The sequence below is a fragment of the Brevibacillus thermoruber 423 genome (assembly GCF_000454065.1).
In the GTDB taxonomy this organism is placed as follows: domain Bacteria; phylum Bacillota; class Bacilli; order Brevibacillales; family Brevibacillaceae; genus Brevibacillus; species Brevibacillus thermoruber.
Genome location: NZ_KE695653.1, coordinates 206,121 through 224,335 on the forward strand (window position 1 = coordinate 206,121; position 18,215 = coordinate 224,335).

Here is an 18,215-nt window from a genome sequence, read left to right on the forward strand (position 1 = left end):
CATCCTCGTTTACTCGGAGACGCTGACTTCCCTCAAAAGCAAAGCCGTCTGTTTCTCGGTGAACTCCTCCAGCGTGTAGTGCCGCTTCAACGCCCAACGGCGGAACACCCACATTTCGCCCAGCACCATGATGTTGTCGGCCATCAGCTTGACGTGCTTCTCGTCGATGCCGATGGACCCGTCGGCAATGCCTTTGCGCAGAATCTCCTCGAAAATTTGCGTGATTTCTTCCTCGCGCTGCAGCACGTAGCGCAGCGTCTCTTTCGGCAGTGATTTGGACTCCTGGTAGATCAGCAGGACGCGGTCGCTCATCTGGTCCATCACGCGGAAAAAGCTCTTCAGCGCCAGCTTCAGGATTTTCAGGCCGGTGCCGTTGAACGTGATCGCCTCGCGCAGGCGGCTCTCCACTTCCGCATGGATGGCGTCGCACACCAGATAGAGGACGTCTTCCTTGGATTCGATATATTCGTACAGGGTGCCGATGCTGAACCCGGACGCACGGGCAATCTCCCGCGTGGTCGTCTTGTGAAACCCTTTGTTGATGAACAGATCGACGGCCGCTTCAATAATCTGCTCCCGCCGCTTTTCGATCAGCTTGGGGTCCTTTACCAGAGACGGAATGGTTTTTCGTTTCTCAGACACGATTCCTTCCACCTTTCCAACCGACTGAGCGTTTGGTCAGACAACATTTGGAAAAAGAAAGACCGCAGCGCTCTCTTCGTATCATATCCCGTATATTATACGTCGAGAGAACGCCGGACGCCAATCTTTCTTTTCCTCCCGCTCAGGGGGTTGGTCCCCACCACTCGCGGACGATGCGGTCGGCTGCGGAGTACGGGTCGGCTTCCCGCGCCGCCACCCGCTCCAGTTCGTCCCGGTACCGGCCTGTCTTGATGCCGCCCAGCAGCCGCTGGTAGAGGGAATCGCGGACGATGTCCAGCACCTCCTCCTGCAGGTGGCGGGAGCGACGTACCTGCCCCTCTCCGCTCTCCTGCAAAAAGCGCTGGTGCTGCCCCACCTGCTCCCACAGCTCAGCCATTCCCTGGCCGGTCGTGGAGACCGTCTGGACGATCGGCGGACGCCAAAGCGCGTCATGCTTGGCCAGATCCAGCATCTGTTCCACTTCGATCCGCAGCTTTTCCACGCCCGGCAGATCGGCTTTGTTGATCACGAACAGATCGGCAATCTCCATGATGCCCGCCTTGAACGCCTGGACCGAATCGCCCCCGCCGGGGGTGAGCACCACCACGGTCGTATCGGCGATGGTCATCACGTCCAGCTCCGACTGCCCCACCCCGACCGTCTCGATCAGGATGACGTCACAGCCGTACGCGTCCAGTACCCGCACGGCGTCCCGCGTGTTGCGGGAAAGGCCGCCGAGGCTGCCGCGCGTCCCCATGCTGCGGATAAACACGCCGCTGTCCAGTGCGTGGTTCTGCATCCGCACGCGGTCGCCCAGAAGCGCGCCGCCGGTAAACGGGCTGGTCGGATCAACCGCCACCACGCCGATTTTCAACCCCAGTTTGCGCAGGTAGCCGATCAGGCAGTCCACCAGCGAGCTTTTGCCCGCGCCCGGTGTGCCGGTAATGCCGATCAGCTTCGCCCGGCCGGTGTGGGGAAACAGTTCCCGCAGGATCCGCGACCGCTCCGGATAGTCGTTTTCGATGCAGGTGATGGCGCGGGCTGCCCCGCGCGCGTCGCCCGCCAGGATGCGCCGTGTGATCTCATGCATGAAAAGCCCTCTTCTCGCCCTGTACTTTGCCGCCTCTTACTCTTTCAGCAGGTAGTTGCTGATGACGACCCGCTGAATCTCGTTGGTGCCTTCGTAAATCTGGGTGATCTTGGCGTCGCGCATGAAGCGTTCCACCGGATACTCGCGGGTGTACCCGTAGCCGCCGAAGACCTGCACCGCCTCCGTCGTCACTTCCATCGCGATGTCGCCGGCAAACACCTTGGACATCGCCGATGCCTTGCCGTAGGGCAGCCCCTGGTCTTCCAGCCATGCCGCCTGGTAGGTCAGCAGCCGCGCCGCCTCGATTTTCGTCGCCATGTCGGCCAGTTTGAACTGAATCGCCTGCAGCGACGCGATCGGTTTGCCGAACTGGTGCCGTTCCTTGGCGTACGCCAGCGCGTGATCAAACGCCCCCTGCGCGATGCCCAGCGCCTGGGCGGCAATGCCGTTGCGCCCGCCATCCAGCGTCATCATCGCGATCTTGAATCCCTGTCCTTCTTCCCCGAGCACGTTTTCCACGGGGACGCGGACATCTTCAAAGTTGACGGCGAGCGTCAGCGACGAGCGAATCCCCAGTTTCTTCTCCTTTTTGCCCATCGTGAAGCCGGGCATGCCTTTTTCCACGATAAAGGCGGTGATCCCCTTGTGCTTCAGCTCCGGATTGGTCAGGGCAAAGACGATGTAAATCTCCGCCTCGCCCGCGTTGGTGATGAAAATCTTGGTGCCGTTCAGCACGTAGTGATCACCGTCGCGCACGGCGGTGGTGCGCATCCCGGCGGCGTCGGACCCGGAGCCGGGCTCGGTCAGGCAGTAGGCGCCCAGCTTTTTGCCTTCCGCCAGCGGCCGCAGGTACTTCTGCTTCTGCTCCTCCGTGCCGAACTTATAAATCGGCCAGCTCGCCAGCGAGACGTGGGCGGACAGCGTGACGCCGATGGACGCGTCCACGCGGGACAGCTCCTCCACGGCAAGCACGTAGCTGAGGTAGTCGGCTCCCGCGCCGCCGTACTTCTCCGGCCAGGGAATGCCGGTCAGCCCCAGCTCCGCCATCTGTTCAAAAATGGACCGGTCAAAGCGCTCTTCCTCATCGCGCTCCGCCGCTGTCGGCGCCACCTGGTTCTCCGCGAAGTCGCGAATCATTTTGCGGAGCATTTCCTGCTCTTCCGTCAGTTGAAAGTTCATGTTCCCCACTCCCCTGCGTCATGGTTTTTCGTGCGTCCCGTTCCTCATGTGGACAGCAGATGTTTGGCGATCACGATGTGCTGAATCTGGGTGGTTCCCTCGTAGATTTGCGTCACCTTGGCGTCACGGAACAGCCGCTCCACCGGATACTCCCGGGTGTAGCCGTATCCGCCGAAGATCTGCACCGCCTCCGTGGCGTTTTTCATCGCCGCGTCGGAGGCGAACTTTTTGGCCATGGACGCTTCCATGCCGCACGCAAGCCCGCGGCTGCGCAGGAGGGCGGCCCGGTAGACCAGCAGCCGCGCCGCTTCCGCCAGCGTCGCCATGTCGGCCAGCTTGAAGGCGACCGCCTGCTGCTTGATGATCGCCTGGCCGAATTGCTGCCGTTCCTTGGCGTATTCGGTCGCGTACTGGACGGCCGCTTCGGCGATGCCCAGCGCCTGCGCGGCGATGCCGATCCGGCCGGAATCCAGGTTGGCCATGGCAATCTTGAAACCGCTGCCTTCCTGCCCGAGCAGGTTTTCGGCCGGCACGCGCGCGTTGTCAAAAATCAGCTCCGTCGTATTGGAGCCGAACAGCCCCATCTTCTTTTCCTTTTTGCCGACGATAAAGCCTGGCGTATCCTTTTCCACGATAAACGCGGAGATGCCCTTTCGGCCCTGGGCCGGGTCGGTCACGGCAAACGTGATGTACAAGTCGGCCTCGCCGCCGTTGGTGATGAACACCTTGCTGCCGTTGAGGATGTAGTCATCCCCTTTGCGGACGGCCGTCGTGCGGATATTGCCCGCATCCGATCCCGCCTGCGGCTCGGTCAGCGCAAACGCGCCGAGGTATTCGCCGCTGGCCAGCTTGGGCAGGTATCTGCGCTTCTGCTCGTCGCTGCCGAAATACAGGATCGGATTGGTGCCGACAGAGGTGTGCACGGAGAGAATCACGCCTACGGTGGCGCTTACTTTGGAAATCTCGTGAATCGCCAGAATGTACGAGATAAAGTCGGCTCCCGCACCGCCCCACTCTTCCGGAACCGGGATGCCCATCAGGCCGGTTTCCCCCATCTTTTTCACGATGTGGCGGGGGAACTGTTCCGTCTCTTCCATGACGGGAACGAACGGGGCGATCTCCTTTTGGGCAAAATCGCGCACCATCCGGCGCATCATCTCATGCTCGTCGCTGAAACGGAAATCCATCGCCGTCCTCCCTTTCTGCCGCGTTCGGATTCTAGTTGTAAACGTAAAAGCCTCGTCCCGATTTTCGGCCGAGCCAGCCCGCCTTGACGTACTTTCGCAAAAGCGGGCACGGCCTGTATTTGGAGTCGCCGAAGCCCTCGTACAGCACTTCCATGATGTACAGGCAGGTGTCCAGCCCGATGAAGTCGGCCAGCGTCAACGGCCCCATCGGATGGTTCATGCCCAGCTTCATCACCTCGTCGATCGCTTCCGGCTCGGCCACGCCTTCGTACACGCAGTAGATCGCCTCGTTGATCATCGGCATCAGCACGCGGTTGGAGACGAATCCGGGAAAATCGTTGACGCTGACCGGCACTTTCCCCATCTGTTTGGCCAGGTCCTCCGTCAACTGGTACACCTCGTCCGCCGTCTGCAGACCGCGGATGATCTCCACCAGCTTCATCACCGGCACCGGGTTCATGAAATGCATGCCGATCACTTTTTCCGGCCGTTTGGTCACCGCGGCGATTTCCGTAATCGGCAGTGAGGAGGTGTTGCTGGCCAGCACCGTGTGCGCCGGACAGATCCCGTCCAGCTTGCGGAAGATTTCCGCTTTCACGTCCATGTTTTCCGTAACCGCTTCCACGACAAAGTCGGCGTCACGGCCGTCCGCCAGATCGACGGAGAGCGTCAGGCGGGAGAGCACCGCTTCTTTGTCTTCCGCACTCATTTTGCCTTTTTCCACGCTGCGGGAAAGATTGTTCTCGATCGTTCGCCGGCCGCGGTCCACAAATTCCCGCTGGATGTCGTTGAGAATCACCCGGAACCCGGCCTGCGTCGCCACCTGGGCGATGCCGCTGCCCATCTGTCCCGCACCCACGACCATGATGGTTTGCATGTTCATAAACAGGTCCCCTTCCTCGTGGCAATGCCTTCGTCGATTTTCTTCACGCGCCAAACACATCCGGGTCCCCGCAGGGGGCTAGAACACCTTGATCAGAATCGCGTCTCCCTGGGCCGCTCCGCTGCAAATGGCGGCAATGCCCAATCCGCCGCCGCGGCGCCGCAGTTCGTACACGAGGTGCATGACGATTCGCGCCCCGCTCGCCCCGATCGGATGGCCGAGCGCGATCGCCCCGCCGTTGACGTTTACCTTTTCCTCGTCCCAGCCGACGATCTTGCCGCTGGTCAGGATGACGGCGGCGAACGCTTCGTTTACTTCGAACAGATCGATCTCGTCCAGCCGCGTGTCGGTCTTCTCCAGCAGCTTTTGGATCGCCAGACCCGGCGTGGTGGCGATGTACGGCGCCTCCGCGCCCACCTGCGCGTGCCCCAGAATGACAGCCAGCGGGCGAATCCCCAATTCGGCCGCCTTGTCCTCCGCCATCAGCACCATCGCTGCCGCGCCGTCGTTGATGCCAGGCGCGTTGCCGGCGGTAATCGTGCCGTCCTTTTTGTACACCGGCGGCAGTTTGGCCAGACCCTCCAACGTCGTGTCGGGACGCGGCGCCTCGTCTTTGGCTACGATGACCGGTTCGCCCTTTTTCTGCGGAACCGGCACCGGTACGATCTCTTCATCGAACAGTCCGGCCGCCGCCGCCCTGGCCGCCCGCTGCTGGCTGCGCAGCGCCCAGCGGTCCTGCTCCTCGCGGGTGATGCCGTACTCCTCCGCCACGTTGCTGCCGTGGACCGCCATCGGCACCTGGTCAAACGGGCAGGTCAGCCCGTCGTACATCATCAGGTCGCGCACTACCGCATCGCCCATGCGCAGGCCGTACCGCGCGTTGGGCAGCGCATACGGTGCACCGCTCATGCTCTCCATGCCGCCGGCCACGATGATCTGCCCGTCTCCGGCGCGGATGATCTGGTCGGCCATAGTGACCGCCCTCATCCCGGAGGCGCACACCTTGTTGATTGTCTGGCTGGCCACGTTCCACGGCAGTCCCGCCTTGCGGGCCGCCTGACGGGAGGGCACCTGCCCCGCTCCGGCCTGTACGACCATGCCCATGATCACTTCGTCCACCTGCTCGCCGGACACGCCGGCCCGCCGCAGCGCTTCCTTGATCGCAATGGCACCCAGATCAACCGCGGAAACGTCTTTCAGCGCGCCGCCAAACTTGCCAAACGGGGTGCGTGCCGCCCCCGCAATCACCGTTTTCATGTCGGCTCCTCCTCGCTGCATGGCATTCATTTCAAAATGATCGAGCGATCGCTCATTTTTGCTTACCTTCATTTTGCCGTCTCCCGTCAGAATAGTCAATGAAATACGAAAAAAAGGACGCCTGACTTTTCTTGTCAGTCAGGCAACCATTCGTCACTGGACGGGTATTCTGCTTACCTTTCTGACGATGTATGGGAGTGCAAAACCCAAGGGGCTGTTGGTTCCAATGCCTTGCATTCAATCAGAAATGAGTTTTTGACGAAGTTGCTGTAAATACTTTGTTTTACAAACATTGACCCGTTTCTGTGAAATGTTAAGTTGCTTCGCCACTTCTCTTTCAGGTATGCCTTCAATCACCACCTTTTGAAGGATAAAACGTCCTCGATCAGGAAGGCTACTGAGAAACTCCTTAACAAAAAGGTCTGAATCTACGTACCCCATGTGTTCTTTTGTCCATACATCCTCAAACACGCTTTCATGACGATCAACTTTTTTTGCTTGGTACTGCAATCTCCATGCAATCCGTTTTAACATTTGACGATAGTTATCAATCATAGACTGATTTTCCATCGAATCCCCCCTACTCTCTAGGTAAATTTCCTGTCAGTAAAACATCCGTTTTTGTGAATGTTTCCGCATGATAGATGTGCGTTTTTCCAAAATATGAAACTTATTGGAATTTTGCTCGTCCAATATAGTATCTAAACAAAGGTCGATGGAAAGGTGTGCCGCATACATGAAAAAATGTATTCTTTTACTCATTTTGCTCGGGATCGCAAGTGGGTGCAGTGCCGTTTCTTCCCAGGGAGAACATCATCATGAACAGGTACCGGCACCACAGTCTGAGGATTCACAAGCCGCTGAAGTGGAAAAGCTTGTGGTGCAAAGAGGGCATGATCGTTTTGTTTTCGAGAAACCTTGGCGCTGCATGGGGATTCTTGTAAATGCCGAAGATTTCTACAGGTTTGCTTATCGAAGAGTCGGCGAGGAATTGGGGGTAACAAACGAGCGAGAACTGCCATTCCTTCAAGAAAAACTGGAAGAAGGAACAAGTCAATATGACTATACGTACATAAGAATTGTCCAGAAGCCCTTCATTCCGGAAAGTGGAGTCAATGAATTTCCTAGAAAGGATATCGTGATTTATCTTGATCCGCAAAATCCAACCGACGCCTTTGTCGGTGTGCAAGATCCGCATAATCTGGATGAATGGAAGATTTATCAGGTAAAAGATTATGGCGACTGGGTAAAAAAGGTTATTGATTTATATTTAGCTCTACACACGGGACTATAACAAAGAAGCACCATATACATGGTGCTTCTTTCCAAACTACAGATTGCTTCGTCTGCGGAGTGTTTCCAGATAACCCATTACTTCATCATAGTATTGATCATGGTCGGAGCCGCCATACCCGGCATCCGCGATGTATCGTATGCATTTTTCTGAACTGGGGTTGTTTGTGCTTTTCAAATAATTGATTAACGCAGAGTATCGGTTATTTTCTTTAAAGAACCGCCCAAAGGAGTTAGCATGGGTACTGCGACCGATAAAAGCAGCCCATCCGCCTTCTCCTTTGCCATAGTTTCCAGGTGGATTGGAACTACTTACATATTTCATGTTTGACCAATTTTGATTGTTTCGTTGTGTTTTACTAGTACCCCATCCTGATTCTCCCCCCCACATAGCAAGGATTACCTCAACAGGCAAGCCATAGCATTCATCGCTAGCATCTTCGGCAACTCGTTTGAACGCATCAACGAAAGCTTGTACTTTATCATTGGGATCGGTATTTGGATTCAAGTCTACATACGTATCTCGAACACCATCAACTTTAACAGGTTCTGTTGGAATTGGTTTCAATGCCATAATATTCTCTCCTTTAGCAAGTAGATAAACGACTTTAGACCGGTCATTGTCGTTTTCACTTACTAGGTAAAAAAGAGGAACGAATGATACCCCCAATTATTGCGTTTTATGCACAAAAAATCCCCGCCCTTTTGACAGGGCAGGGATTTACACAGTAGAAACGCTTCCCGCCGGATTAAATGGCATCGGCGAGAATCTCCGCAATGTCGCGGGTTTTGACCTGATCCTCCATCTCTTTCATCTTGACGCCGTCGCTCATCATCGTCAAACAGTACGGACACGCGCTGGCAATGGCCGTCGGATTTACTTCCAGCGCCTGCTCGGTGCGGGCCACGTTGATGCGGGTGCCTTCGTGCTCCTCCATCCACATCAGGCCGCCGCCGGCACCGCAGCACATGCTGTCGCAGCCGCTGCGCTTCATTTCCACGATCTCCACGCCCGGGATCGCCGTCAGGATCTGACGCGGCTTGTCGTAGATCTCGTTGTAGCGGCCCAGGTAACAGGAGTCGTGGTAGGTGATGCGCTCCTTCACTTCCTTGGTCGGCTTCAGGCGCCCTTCCTTGACCCACTGGGCGAGCAGCTCGGAGTGGTGATACACTTCCGCCTCCAGGCCGAACTCGGGGTACTCGTTTTTAAAGGTGTTGTAGGCGTGCGGGTCGCAGGTGACGATCTTCTTCACGCCGTAAGCCTGGAACAGCGCGATGTTCTCCTGCGCGAGCTGCTGGAACAGAAACTCGTTGCCGATGCGGCGGGCTGTGTCGCCGGAGTTTTTCTCCTCGCTGCCGAGAATGGCAAAGCTCACCCCGGCTTCGTGCATCAGCTTGACGAACGCCTGCGTAATCTTCTGGCTGCGGTTGTCAAACGAGCCCATCGAGCCGACCCAGAACAGGTACTCGAATTCCTCCACCTGCTGCACGGTCGGCACGTCGTACTGGCCGTTCAGCCCTTCGATCCACTTCAGGCGGTCCTTGCGGTTGATGCCCCACGGGTTGCCCTGCCGCTCGATGTTGTTCAGCGCCCGCTGCGCCTCCTGCGGCATGCTGCCCTCGGTCATCACCAGGTAGCGGCGCATGTCGATGATTTTGTCCACATGCTCGTTCATCACCGGGCACTGGTCCTCACAGTTTCGGCAAGTGGTGCAGGCCCACAGCTCCTGCTCGGTAATCACGTCGCCGATCAGGTTTTTCTCGTAGGCGACCGCCGCCGCTCCCTCGGCCGCCGCCGCCACTTCCGACGCCTGCAGCGCCAGTTGGTTGGCGGTCGTGCCGGCAAAGGCGAAGCTCGGCATCCACGGTGTGCGGGACGTGATCGCCGCCCCTTTTTCTGTCAAATGATCGCGCATCTTGGTGATCAAATCCATCGGGGAGAGCATCTTGCCGGTGCCGGAGGCGGGACACATGTTGGTGCAGCGGCCGCACTCCACACAGGCGTAAAGGTCGATCAACTGCGTCTGGGTGAAATCCTCGATCCGGCCGACGCCGAACACTTCCTGCGTCTCGTCTTCAAAGTCGATGCTGGACAGCTTGCCGGGCGGGTCCAGTTTTTTGAACCAGACGTTGACGGGCGCAAAAATCAGGTGAGCGTGCTTGGACTGCGGCACGTACACGGCGAATGCCAGCAGGATCAGCAGGTGCAGCCACCAGAACACGTAGAACAGCGCGGCCGCCGCCGTGTCGGAGATGCCGGCGAACGCCATCGCGATCAACGACGAAATCGGCGCGTAGCCGGACGGCTCGTGCCCCAGCCAGAGCTGCTCAAACGCGAGCGACAGCAAAACGGTCGCCATCAGCGTGGAGATGAACAGCAGCACCAGCCCCGATTTGAAGCCGCGCTTCAGCCGCTTCAGCTTTTCGATGTACCGGCGGTAGAACGCGAAGCCGACCGCCACGAGAATCAGAAAGACGGTGATCTCCTGCATCAGGCTGAAGTACTTGTGAGCGCTGCCAAACGGCAGTTCAAAGCCCTTCACCAGTCCTTTGACGATCAGTTCGATGGCGCCAAACTGCAGGATAATGAAGCCGTAAAACATGACGACGTGCATGATGCCGCTCTTTTTGTCCTTCAACAGCTTTTTGTGAAAGACGACGTTTTCCAGCAGCAGATTGAGGCGCGTGCCGAAGTCGTCCTTGACGTCCGGCTTTTTGCCCAGCTTGATAAACAGATACCGGCTGTATAGGACGTGGCAGACCAGGTACAGACCGTAAGCGAGCACCAGGAAAAACGCGATCAGATTGAGCAAGGCCAGCAAGGTGTTCAGCTCCCCCTTTTCCATGTTCGTCCGTTGTTTTCTATCTTATCAGAATCGCAAGAAAAAATGAATGACTATTCACTCATTATGTTGATTCCTGCACAAACGCGCTTGTCGAACCGCGGCAGCCTGTCCAGACTGAGCGTTCGTTCAGAATCGTATGCCTTGATCTTAACACAGATTGGTCCGCTTCGTCACCTGCAAATCTCCCCCACGCAAACAGCCGCCGGGGTATGCCAGCAGTCCCTGGTTTCCCCGGCGGCCTTGTCAGCCCTGCGGTCCATCCGGCCTATTTGCCGGACACCTCTTTGTGTTCCTGTTCCCCCTGCTCTTTCTTTGCTTTTTGTTCCTGCCGGATGTCCGCCAGCGATTTGACCTTGGTCGCCTTGATCCGCTTGTTGCGCGGCAGGTCGGCCGGCTCCAGGTTGTCGGCTTCGTCCTTCATCAGCGCGGCGATGCCGACGGCTTTGCCCTTGGCCGCCCGGCAGTACTCACAGTTCTCCTCGTCGTGGGCGTGGTAGTTTTTCGGCTCCGGATACGAGGTGATCACGCCCTCAAAGTTGCGCAGCACCACTTTGTCGGCCGACTGCGAAATGATGTAGTTGGGCATGACGGGAATCTTGCCGCCGCCGTGCGGAGCGTCCACCACGAACGTCGGCACCGCATAGCCGGAGGTATGGCCGCGCAGGTGTTCGATGATCTCGATCCCTTTGCTGACCGGCGCGCGGAAGTGGCCGATCCCCTCGGACAGGTCGCACTGGTAGATGTAGTACGGCCGGACGCGAATCTTGACCAGCTCGTGCACCAGCTTTTTCATCGTATTGGGACAGTCGTTGATGCCCGCCAGGATGACCGCCTGGTTGCCGAGCGGCACGCCGGCGTTGGCCAGCATCTCGCAGGCCTGCTTCGCTTCCGGGGTTATCTCCTTCGGGTGGTTAAAGTGCGTGTTGAGCCATACGGGATGGTATTTTTTCAGGATGCTGCACAGGTTTTCCGTGATCCGCTGCGGGAATACCACCGGAGCGCGCGTGCCAATGCGGATGATCTCCACGTGCGGGATGGCCCGCAGGTTGCTCAGGATGTACTCCAGGATGCGGTCGTTGATCAGCAGGCCGTCGCCTCCGGAGAGGAGCACGTCGCGCACTTCCGGCGTGCGGCGGATGTAGTCGATACAGGCGTCGAGCTGCTTTTTCGGCACGCCCATGCCGATCTGGCCGGAGAAGCGGCGGCGCGTGCAGTAACGACAGTACATCGAGCACTGGTTGGTGACCAAAAACAGCACCCTGTCCGGGTAGCGGTGCGTCAGGCCCGGCACCGGCGAATCAGTGTCCTCGTGCAGCGGGTCTTCCATGTCGTATTTGGTCCGAACCATTTCGGAGGAAAGCGGAACGGACTGCATGCGGACCGGATCTTTCGGATCGTCCGGGTCCATCAGCATGGCGTAATAGGGCGTGATGTTGAGCGGGATGGTCTGGTTGGAAATGCGTACGCCCTCTTCCTCCTCCGGTGTCAGGTTAATCACCTGTTTCAATTCATCCACGGTCCGAATGGTGTGGGTGAGCTGCCACATCCAGTCGTTCCACTGTTCCTCGGTGACGTCTTTCCACAGTTCAATCTGGCGCCAGTCGCGTTTGGCCGCTACGGTCATCCTTGTCATCCCCCTTTGCGTTGTGTGAAGAAACGCGTGTATTCCTCATCAACAGAGGGATGCAACACTCATGCCAACCAAATCAAAAGATTTTGAATATAGAAAACAAAGCGACAACAGGCGTTTTCTCCATCTGCGGGAGGGTTTGTGCTGCCGAAAATCCGGCACTTACCGTTCGCCCGCTCCCCGCTGCGAGAGCTTGTACTGAAGGGTCTGCCGGGGAATGCCCAAGAGCCGGGCCGCCCTCAGCACGTTGCCGCCGGTCGACTTCAGCGCGTCGGCGATCATCCGCTCCTCCACCTCCCGCAGCACCTCCGGCAGCGTGCGCTGTTCCTCCGCCCACGCCTCGACGGGAGGAACGCCCGATCCGATCTCCCCCGGTCCGGTCTCGCCCGGACCGCTCTCGCCCGTCGCGTTCACCGGCGAACGCTCCGCCAGATGCGGCGGCAGGTGTTCCCGTTCAATGACCGTTCCCTCCACCATGTTCATCGCCGCCTCGATCACATGCTCCAGTTCGCGGACGTTGCCGGGCCAGTCGTACTGCCTGAACAGGTCGGCCACCTCCGGACTGATGCCCTGCACCTGCATCTGAAAGCGGCGATTGTACTTGTCGAGGAAATGGCGGACGAGCAGGTCCACGTCCTCCCTGCGCTCCCGCAGCGGCGGCAGCTCGAAGGAGACCACGTTGATGCGGTAGTACAGGTCCATCCGCAGCGCGCCGCGCCGAACCAACGCCAGCGGCGGTTCATTCACGGCGGCGATGACCCGCACGTCGACACGCGCGGCGCTGCTGCTGCCGATCCGCCGGATTTGCCCGTCCTGCAGCACGCGCAGCAGTTTGGCCTGCAGGTCGAGCGGCATGCTGTTCAACTCGTCGAGAAACAGCGTCCCGCCATCCGCCAGTTCAAACAGCCCCGGTCTGTCGTCGGCTCCGGTAAAGCTGCCCTTGGTCGTGCCAAACAGCAGGCTTTCCAGCAGCGAAGCCGGCAGGGCCGCGCAGTTTTGCGCGATAAACGGCTTGCCGCTGCGGGACGACGCCTGGTGGATCGACTGGACGAACAGTTCCTTCCCCGTCCCCGTCTCCCCGTAGATCAGCACCGGCGACGAGGTGCGGGCCGCCTTCCGCGCACGGTCTTTCAACCGCATCATCCGCTCGTTTTGCGTCAGGATGTCGGCAAACTGAAAGGAGAGCCCGTCCCACTCGCCCGGCCTGCTCCGCTTGGCCCGCTTCGGCTTGCTGATCTGCGCCTGCAGGTCGAGCAGCCGCTCCGACAGCTCTTTCAGCTTGCGGATATCCTTGGCCACCTCTACCGCCCCGACCAGCCGTTTGCCCACCCGGACGGGCAGCGTCGTGTTGACCGTCTCCACCCGCATCCCTTTCCAGTTTGTGTAGGTCTGCGGCTGGTTGTAGATCGGCTCGCCGCTCGCAATGACCCTCAGCAGTGTGCTGGAGTGGCGGTCCAGCGAGGGAAACACCTCCAGCAGCGGCTTTCCCAGCACTTCGTCAGGCGTCAGCCCGTCCAGTCTGGCCGCCACGTGATTGTAGTAAATGGTGATGCCGTTCGCATCGACTACGTGGATGCCCTCATCGATCGTTCCCAGGATGGCCTGCAGCATTTCCACCGTTTCGGACATCGGCATGGGGAGTAACAGCCTCCTTTCGAACATGCTGCCAAAAAATCATCACTGTGCCGAATTTTCGGCAGTTACCGCTGCCGTTCCACCTGCACCGCGATCATCAGCGTGTAGAGCAGATGGCCCAGCAGCCAGAGGAAAAAAGCGGCCCACGACATGGCGGCGACGCTGAGCAGACTGAACGGCAGATAGGCCGCGGCAAAGACGAGCAACCAGTACAGCAGGTATTTGATCCTCCGCTCGCCGCGGATTCGGGGATAGAAGTACATCATGAAAAACGCGACGACCACGCTGACCAACAGGTGGATCAACAGCTCGACAACGGACGGCAGCCCCTCCAGGCCGGGGACATAGCTGACGTCGATCAGGACGGCAAGCGTCGACGTTTGAAACAGGCCGTCTCCCAAAGCCAGAAACGCGGCCAGAACGAGGCCGGCCATGCCTCCGGTTGCGAGCGCAAACCTCATGATGCCCCTCCCCTTTCCTGCCGTGAATTACCCTTATTGTACGAAAAAACCACCCCGACCGGCTACAGCCAACGCATCGCCGGGGACACCCCGCCGCTGTCCGCGCCAACGCCCGTCCGTTTCGGCCAGAACCGCCCGACAGCCACCGAACGCGGCGGCACCCCAACACAAAAACCGCCCTGACACCAGGGCGGTTCCGCCGATTGTCATCCGCTCGCGGAGGGCCACTCCACGTTCAGCGTCAGTTCGTGCTCGCCGACGTACTGGCCGTTCAGCCACAACTGGTAGGCCACCCAGACCTGGGCCGGCCTTCCCTGTTCGTGCCGGATGCGCAGTTTGCGCGTGTGGGTCTCCATCGAAAACAGCCCGTAGGGACTCCGGTAGGTCGTCTGGTGGCTCGTGCCCTGCTGAAACTGCTGTTTCGTCTGCACGTCGCCTTGCCTCAGCAGCGTGACCGTTCCGTCGCCCAGCTTCAGCGTCGTGCTCACCTCGCCGGCCCCTTCCATCTGCTCCTTGTAGGTCAGATACCAGCCGCCTGTCTTTTCCACGCATCGGCCCGCATAGCGGTAGACGGTTTCCTCCCAATCTCCTCCCGTGCGCTGTCTGGCTGTCAGGGTGATGTGCACGTCTTGCATGGATCGTCCTCACTTCCCGTTCTGCTTGTACCCGTCCATTGTACGCCTCATCGCTCTTCGGTTGCAACCGCCGTCTGACCGGCCGCGTCGTGCAGCAGATAGCGCATGGTTCCCACAATCCCCGCGGCGGCGAGCAGCAGCAGCCCGGCGAGCACGAGGTACCCCATCCCGGCCCCGGTCCGGTCAATCATCCACGTAAACACGCCGATCAACAGCAAGCGCATCATCATCCCGATGGAATTGAAAAAACTCATGACCCGCCCCATGAATGGCTTCGGCACGACCGTCATGTACAGCGACTGCCGGATCAGCCGGACGGAAGCATTGCACCAGCCGAATATCATGTATGCGCCAACCAGGGCCCATCCGTAGGGCAGCGCCACCATGACCGCCATGACGAAGGCAAACAGCAGCGTGCTGCCAACCATCGCCGGCAGTTGGCCGAACTTCCTTGACACGGCAGAGACCAGCAGCCCGGCCGCCACCGCGCCGATGGCGTATGCCGTTTCCCCGAGCGAAAACACCGTCACGTCCGCTTTCAAGGTCTGATTCACGTAGACAGGCTTCAACAAGTTGCCGGCCATCACCGCGATAAACGGCATCAGCGCCGCGATGCCAAAGAGGAGAAAGCCTCGTTTTTCCCGAATGTAACGCCAGCTTTGGAGCAGTTGGCCCACCCAGTTGACCCCCCTGTTGTTCCGGGCTTCCCGCTCCAGGGTAAAGGTGTAGGCCATGGTGGACAGGAGACCGCAGGCAGCCAGATACGTGCAGGCGTTGATCAGCAAAACGACATGCAGCCCGTATGCCTCCAGCAAAAATCCCGCTATCCCTCCGGCCAGCACGGACGCCGTCTGTCCTTCAATCTCCAGCAGGCTGTTGATGTCGCTGTAGTGCCTCGGCTCAAACCCTTCCTGGACAAGCGCCGACTGCGCCGGGTAGTGAATCTGGAACATCAGGGTCGTCACCAGGTAGACGGCGATCAGCATCCACTCGGCGTACGGCCCGAAAAAGCCCCACACCGCGAGGGCGGCAAGCACGGCAAAGCCGATCGCGTGCTCCGCCAGCAGCATCCGCTTGCGGGAAAAACGGTCGATCAGCGTCCCGATATACGGGCCGACCACAAACATCAGCACGGCCGAGACGAACATGGTGGAGCCGAGCAGCTCCGCCGACCCGGTCGTTTCCACCAAATACCAGGCGATGCCGATCATGGTCATCCCCTGGCCAAAACCGGAAAACAGGTTGGAGAAAAACAGCTTGCGAAACTGACGGTTGGCAAACACTTCTCTCATGGGACGCGGCCCCCTTGGAATGTATGTCGCAAGGATTCGGTATTATCATACGGAATATTTTAAATTTTGTAAATAAAAATGTTTCATAATAGTCCCAGAAACCGCCCTCCGCCGGGTGTGCTTCCGCCCAACCGGACAAAAAAACGCCCCCGGCGCGAAACCGGGGACGCTTGTGGTACCGTCTGTTATTTTACAAACCCCAAAATCAGCTCGCGCACGATCTTGGACGCCACAATCTGGGTCATCTCGCTGTGATCGTAGACCGGCGCCACTTCCACCAGGTCGCAGCCGATCACATTGGCGCCGTTTTTCGCCATGTAGTGGATGGTCTCCAGCAGTTCGCGGGAGGTGATGCCGCCCGCTTCGGTCGTGCCGGTTCCCGGCGCGTGCGCAGGGTCAAGCACGTCGATGTCGATCGTCAGGTAGATCGGACGGTTGCCGATCGTCGGCAGCACCTGTTTGACCGGCTCCAGCACGTCGTACTTGTACAGGTGCATGTTTTCCTTCGCCCACTCAAACTCTTCCTTCATCCCGCTGCGGATGCCAAACGAGTAGACGTTTTTGCCGCCGATCAGATCGCACGCCTTTTTAATCGGCGTGGAATGGGAGTACGCATACCCCTCGTAGTGGTCGCGCAGGTCGGTGTGCGCGTCAAAGTGGAAGATGACCAGGTCGCTCTTGTACTTTTCATAGACGGCCTGGATCACCGGCCAGGTCACCAGGTGCTCGCCGCCCAGACCGATCGGGAACTTGCCGTCCGCCAAAATTTTGCTGACGAACGAGCGGATGGCATCCAGGCTGCCCTCCACGTTGCCGAACGGCAGGGGAATATCCCCCGCGTCGAAGTACTTCACTTCTTCCAGCAGCCTGTCCAGGTACGGGCTGTACTCTTCCAGGCCGATCGAGACCTCGCGGATGCGGGCCGGGCCGAAACGGGAACCGGGACGGAAGCTGACCGTCCAGTCCATCGGCATGCCGTAGATGACCGCCTGGCTCTCCTCGTAGTTGCCGTGGCTGCGGATAAAGACGTTGCCGGAATACGCTTCGTCAAAACGCATGGTGTTCCTTCCTCCCAGTCCTTAGTCGCGGGTCAGCTCAGCCACGAAGTTGGGCAGCTTGAACGCGGCGTAGTGAACCTCCGCATTGTAGTACTTGGTGTTCAGATCCTTGATCTTGCTCGCATCCACTTCCAGCGGATCGTACTGTTTGGAGCCGATCGTAAAGCTCCACAGACCGGACGGGTACGTCGGGATGCTGCATGTATACAGACGGGTTACCGGGAAAATCGATTTGATATCCTTGAACACGCGTTTGATCAAGTCGCGGTTGAACCACGGGGACTCGGTCTGAGCCACCATGATCCCGTCCGGTTTCAACGCGTCGTAAATGCCTTGGTAAAATCCTTTTTCAAACAGGCCCACGGCCGGTCCGACCGGCTCGGTGGAGTCGACCATAATCACGTCGTACTCGCCTTTGTGGTCGTGAATGTGCTTGATTCCGTCAATCACCTGCACGTCCACTTTCGGGTTGCCGGACAGTTCGCTGGCGATGGCCGGGAAAAACTTTTTGCAGGCCTCGATCACGCCACCGTCAATTTCCGCCAATACGGCTTTTTCCACGGAGGGGTGTTTGACGATTTCGCGAATGGCACCGCCGTCGCCACCGCCCACGACGAGCACCTTTTTCGGGTTCGGGTGGGTGTTGAGGGCAACGTGGGCGATCATTTCGTGATAGACAAACTCGTCCACATCAGTGGTCATGACCATGCCGTCGAGAACGAGCATGCGGCCGAACTGTTTGGTGTTGATGATGTCCAATTGTTGGAATTCGGTTTTCTCGCTGTACAACGTCTCGGTGATCTTTGTCGTAATACCGTGATTTTCCGTTTGTTTTTCGGTGTACCACAGTTCCATGTTCATGATTATGTACCCTCCTTAACTAACCGCATTGGTTGGAAGAACCCGGCCGACGCCGGTTTGGCAGGAGATAGCGGGCAGTCCCTGCCGAAATGGTCCAGACCGCTGCCATTCGTATCTGCCAAGAAAATTATAGTGGCTGCCTCTCAAAATGCAAGCAATTTTTGCGAGACTCGCTGCCCGGCGCGGACGTCAAGTTTATCCAGCGCGACTTTGTCCCATACTAGACAGTAACCCTATCGTTTGGTTAGTATGTCCCAATTCGGAAA

17 protein-coding genes are annotated in these 18,215 nt (G+C 58.6%); 1 reads left to right on the forward strand and 16 read right to left on the reverse strand.

Features of this window, described 5'->3' with window-relative positions; genetic code table 11:
- Positions 1-9 precede the first annotated feature (9 nt).
- The 7 genes from M516_RS0118365 to M516_RS0118395 form a co-directional block, all read right to left on the reverse strand.
- A complete protein-coding gene (locus tag M516_RS0118365; RefSeq protein WP_029100411.1) occupies positions 10-642 on the reverse strand; it encodes a TetR/AcrR family transcriptional regulator in 633 nt (210 codons plus the stop codon).
- Positions 643-784: 142 nt separating this feature from the next.
- The gene (meaB, locus tag M516_RS0118370) at positions 785-1,732 is read right to left on the reverse strand and encodes a methylmalonyl Co-A mutase-associated GTPase MeaB (protein ID WP_029100412.1); all 948 of its coding nucleotides are present in this window, start codon (positions 1,730-1,732) and stop codon (positions 785-787) included.
- A gap of 36 nt (positions 1,733-1,768) precedes the next feature.
- Positions 1,769-2,911, reverse strand: a complete 1,143-nt coding sequence (locus tag M516_RS0118375; protein WP_029100413.1) for an acyl-CoA dehydrogenase — start codon at positions 2,909-2,911, stop codon at positions 1,769-1,771.
- Between the two features lie 44 nt (positions 2,912-2,955).
- Entirely contained in the window at positions 2,956-4,098 is a 1,143-nt protein-coding gene (locus tag M516_RS0118380; RefSeq protein WP_029100414.1) for an acyl-CoA dehydrogenase, read from the reverse strand.
- 31 nt (positions 4,099-4,129) lie between these two features.
- Entirely contained in the window at positions 4,130-4,981 is an 852-nt protein-coding gene (locus tag M516_RS0118385; RefSeq protein ID WP_029100415.1) for a 3-hydroxybutyryl-CoA dehydrogenase, read from the reverse strand.
- Positions 4,982-5,059: 78 nt separating this feature from the next.
- Entirely contained in the window at positions 5,060-6,238 is a 1,179-nt protein-coding gene (locus M516_RS0118390) for an acetyl-CoA C-acetyltransferase (RefSeq protein WP_029100416.1), read from the reverse strand.
- Between the two features lie 237 nt (positions 6,239-6,475).
- Entirely contained in the window at positions 6,476-6,808 is a 333-nt protein-coding gene (locus M516_RS0118395; protein WP_029100417.1) for a sigma factor-like helix-turn-helix DNA-binding protein, read from the reverse strand.
- A gap of 166 nt (positions 6,809-6,974) precedes the next feature.
- On the opposite strand from M516_RS0118395, the gene M516_RS0118400 reads away from it, so the two are divergent.
- A complete protein-coding gene (locus tag M516_RS0118400; protein ID WP_029100418.1) occupies positions 6,975-7,532 on the forward strand; it encodes a hypothetical protein in 558 nt (185 codons plus the stop codon).
- 36 nt (positions 7,533-7,568) lie between these two features.
- Here M516_RS0118400 and M516_RS24965 read toward each other — a convergent pair whose 3' ends face one another.
- The 9 genes from M516_RS24965 to speE all read right to left on the reverse strand — a co-directional run bounded on the left by M516_RS24965 (position 7,569) and on the right by speE (position 17,943).
- A complete protein-coding gene (locus M516_RS24965) occupies positions 7,569-8,105 on the reverse strand; it encodes a glucosaminidase domain-containing protein (RefSeq protein WP_081656596.1) in 537 nt (178 codons plus the stop codon).
- Between the two features lie 175 nt (positions 8,106-8,280).
- A complete protein-coding gene (locus M516_RS0118410) occupies positions 8,281-10,353 on the reverse strand; it encodes a heterodisulfide reductase-related iron-sulfur binding cluster (protein WP_029100419.1) in 2,073 nt (690 codons plus the stop codon).
- 289 nt (positions 10,354-10,642) lie between these two features.
- A complete protein-coding gene (gene kamA / locus M516_RS0118415) occupies positions 10,643-12,001 on the reverse strand; it encodes a lysine 2,3-aminomutase (protein ID WP_029100420.1) in 1,359 nt (452 codons plus the stop codon).
- Between the two features lie 168 nt (positions 12,002-12,169).
- The gene (locus M516_RS0118420) at positions 12,170-13,642 is read right to left on the reverse strand and encodes a sigma-54 interaction domain-containing protein (protein WP_029100421.1); all 1,473 of its coding nucleotides are present in this window, start codon (positions 13,640-13,642) and stop codon (positions 12,170-12,172) included.
- Between the two features lie 65 nt (positions 13,643-13,707).
- Positions 13,708-14,103, reverse strand: coding sequence for a hypothetical protein (locus tag M516_RS0118425; protein WP_029100422.1), 396 nt, complete (start codon positions 14,101-14,103; stop codon positions 13,708-13,710).
- A gap of 206 nt (positions 14,104-14,309) precedes the next feature.
- Positions 14,310-14,738, reverse strand: a complete 429-nt coding sequence (locus M516_RS0118430; protein ID WP_029100423.1) for a YwiB family protein — start codon at positions 14,736-14,738, stop codon at positions 14,310-14,312.
- Between the two features lie 47 nt (positions 14,739-14,785).
- Positions 14,786-16,030, reverse strand: coding sequence for an MFS transporter (locus M516_RS0118435; protein WP_029100424.1), 1,245 nt, complete (start codon positions 16,028-16,030; stop codon positions 14,786-14,788).
- Positions 16,031-16,215: 185 nt separating this feature from the next.
- On the reverse strand, positions 16,216-17,088 hold the full coding sequence (gene speB / locus M516_RS0118440; RefSeq protein WP_029100425.1) for an agmatinase: 873 nt from the start codon (positions 17,086-17,088) through the stop codon (positions 16,216-16,218).
- Positions 17,089-17,109: 21 nt separating this feature from the next.
- On the reverse strand, positions 17,110-17,943 hold the full coding sequence (gene speE, locus M516_RS0118445; RefSeq protein WP_029100426.1) for a polyamine aminopropyltransferase: 834 nt from the start codon (positions 17,941-17,943) through the stop codon (positions 17,110-17,112).
- Between the last annotated feature and the right edge of the window lie 272 nt (positions 17,944-18,215).

Excerpts from the sequence above, each read along its gene's own strand:
- M516_RS0118425 (WP_029100422.1), bottom strand. The coding sequence starts at position 14,103 with ATGAGGTTTGCGCTCGCAACCGGAGGCATGGCCGGCCTCGTTCTGGCC.
- M516_RS0118375 (WP_029100413.1), bottom strand. The coding sequence starts at position 2,911 with ATGAACTTTCAACTGACGGAAGAGCAGGAAATGCTCCGCAAAATGATT.
- M516_RS0118390 (WP_029100416.1), bottom strand. The coding sequence starts at position 6,238 with ATGAAAACGGTGATTGCGGGGGCGGCACGCACCCCGTTTGGCAAGTTT.
- M516_RS0118435 (WP_029100424.1), bottom strand. The coding sequence starts at position 16,030 with ATGAGAGAAGTGTTTGCCAACCGTCAGTTTCGCAAGCTGTTTTTCTCC.
- speB (WP_029100425.1), bottom strand. The coding sequence starts at position 17,088 with ATGCGTTTTGACGAAGCGTATTCCGGCAACGTCTTTATCCGCAGCCAC.
- meaB (WP_029100412.1), bottom strand. The coding sequence starts at position 1,732 with ATGCATGAGATCACACGGCGCATCCTGGCGGGCGACGCGCGCGGGGCA.
- M516_RS0118400 (WP_029100418.1), top strand. The coding sequence starts at position 6,975 with ATGAAAAAATGTATTCTTTTACTCATTTTGCTCGGGATCGCAAGTGGG.
- M516_RS0118380 (WP_029100414.1), bottom strand. The coding sequence starts at position 4,098 with ATGGATTTCCGTTTCAGCGACGAGCATGAGATGATGCGCCGGATGGTG.
- M516_RS0118395 (WP_029100417.1), bottom strand. The coding sequence starts at position 6,808 with ATGGAAAATCAGTCTATGATTGATAACTATCGTCAAATGTTAAAACGG.
- M516_RS24965 (WP_081656596.1), bottom strand. The coding sequence starts at position 8,105 with ATGGCATTGAAACCAATTCCAACAGAACCTGTTAAAGTTGATGGTGTT.
- M516_RS0118385 (WP_029100415.1), bottom strand. The coding sequence starts at position 4,981 with ATGAACATGCAAACCATCATGGTCGTGGGTGCGGGACAGATGGGCAGC.
- kamA (WP_029100420.1), bottom strand. The coding sequence starts at position 12,001 with ATGACCGTAGCGGCCAAACGCGACTGGCGCCAGATTGAACTGTGGAAA.
- M516_RS0118420 (WP_029100421.1), bottom strand. The coding sequence starts at position 13,642 with ATGCCGATGTCCGAAACGGTGGAAATGCTGCAGGCCATCCTGGGAACG.
- M516_RS0118430 (WP_029100423.1), bottom strand. The coding sequence starts at position 14,738 with ATGCAAGACGTGCACATCACCCTGACAGCCAGACAGCGCACGGGAGGA.
- speE (WP_029100426.1), bottom strand. The coding sequence starts at position 17,943 with ATGGAACTGTGGTACACCGAAAAACAAACGGAAAATCACGGTATTACG.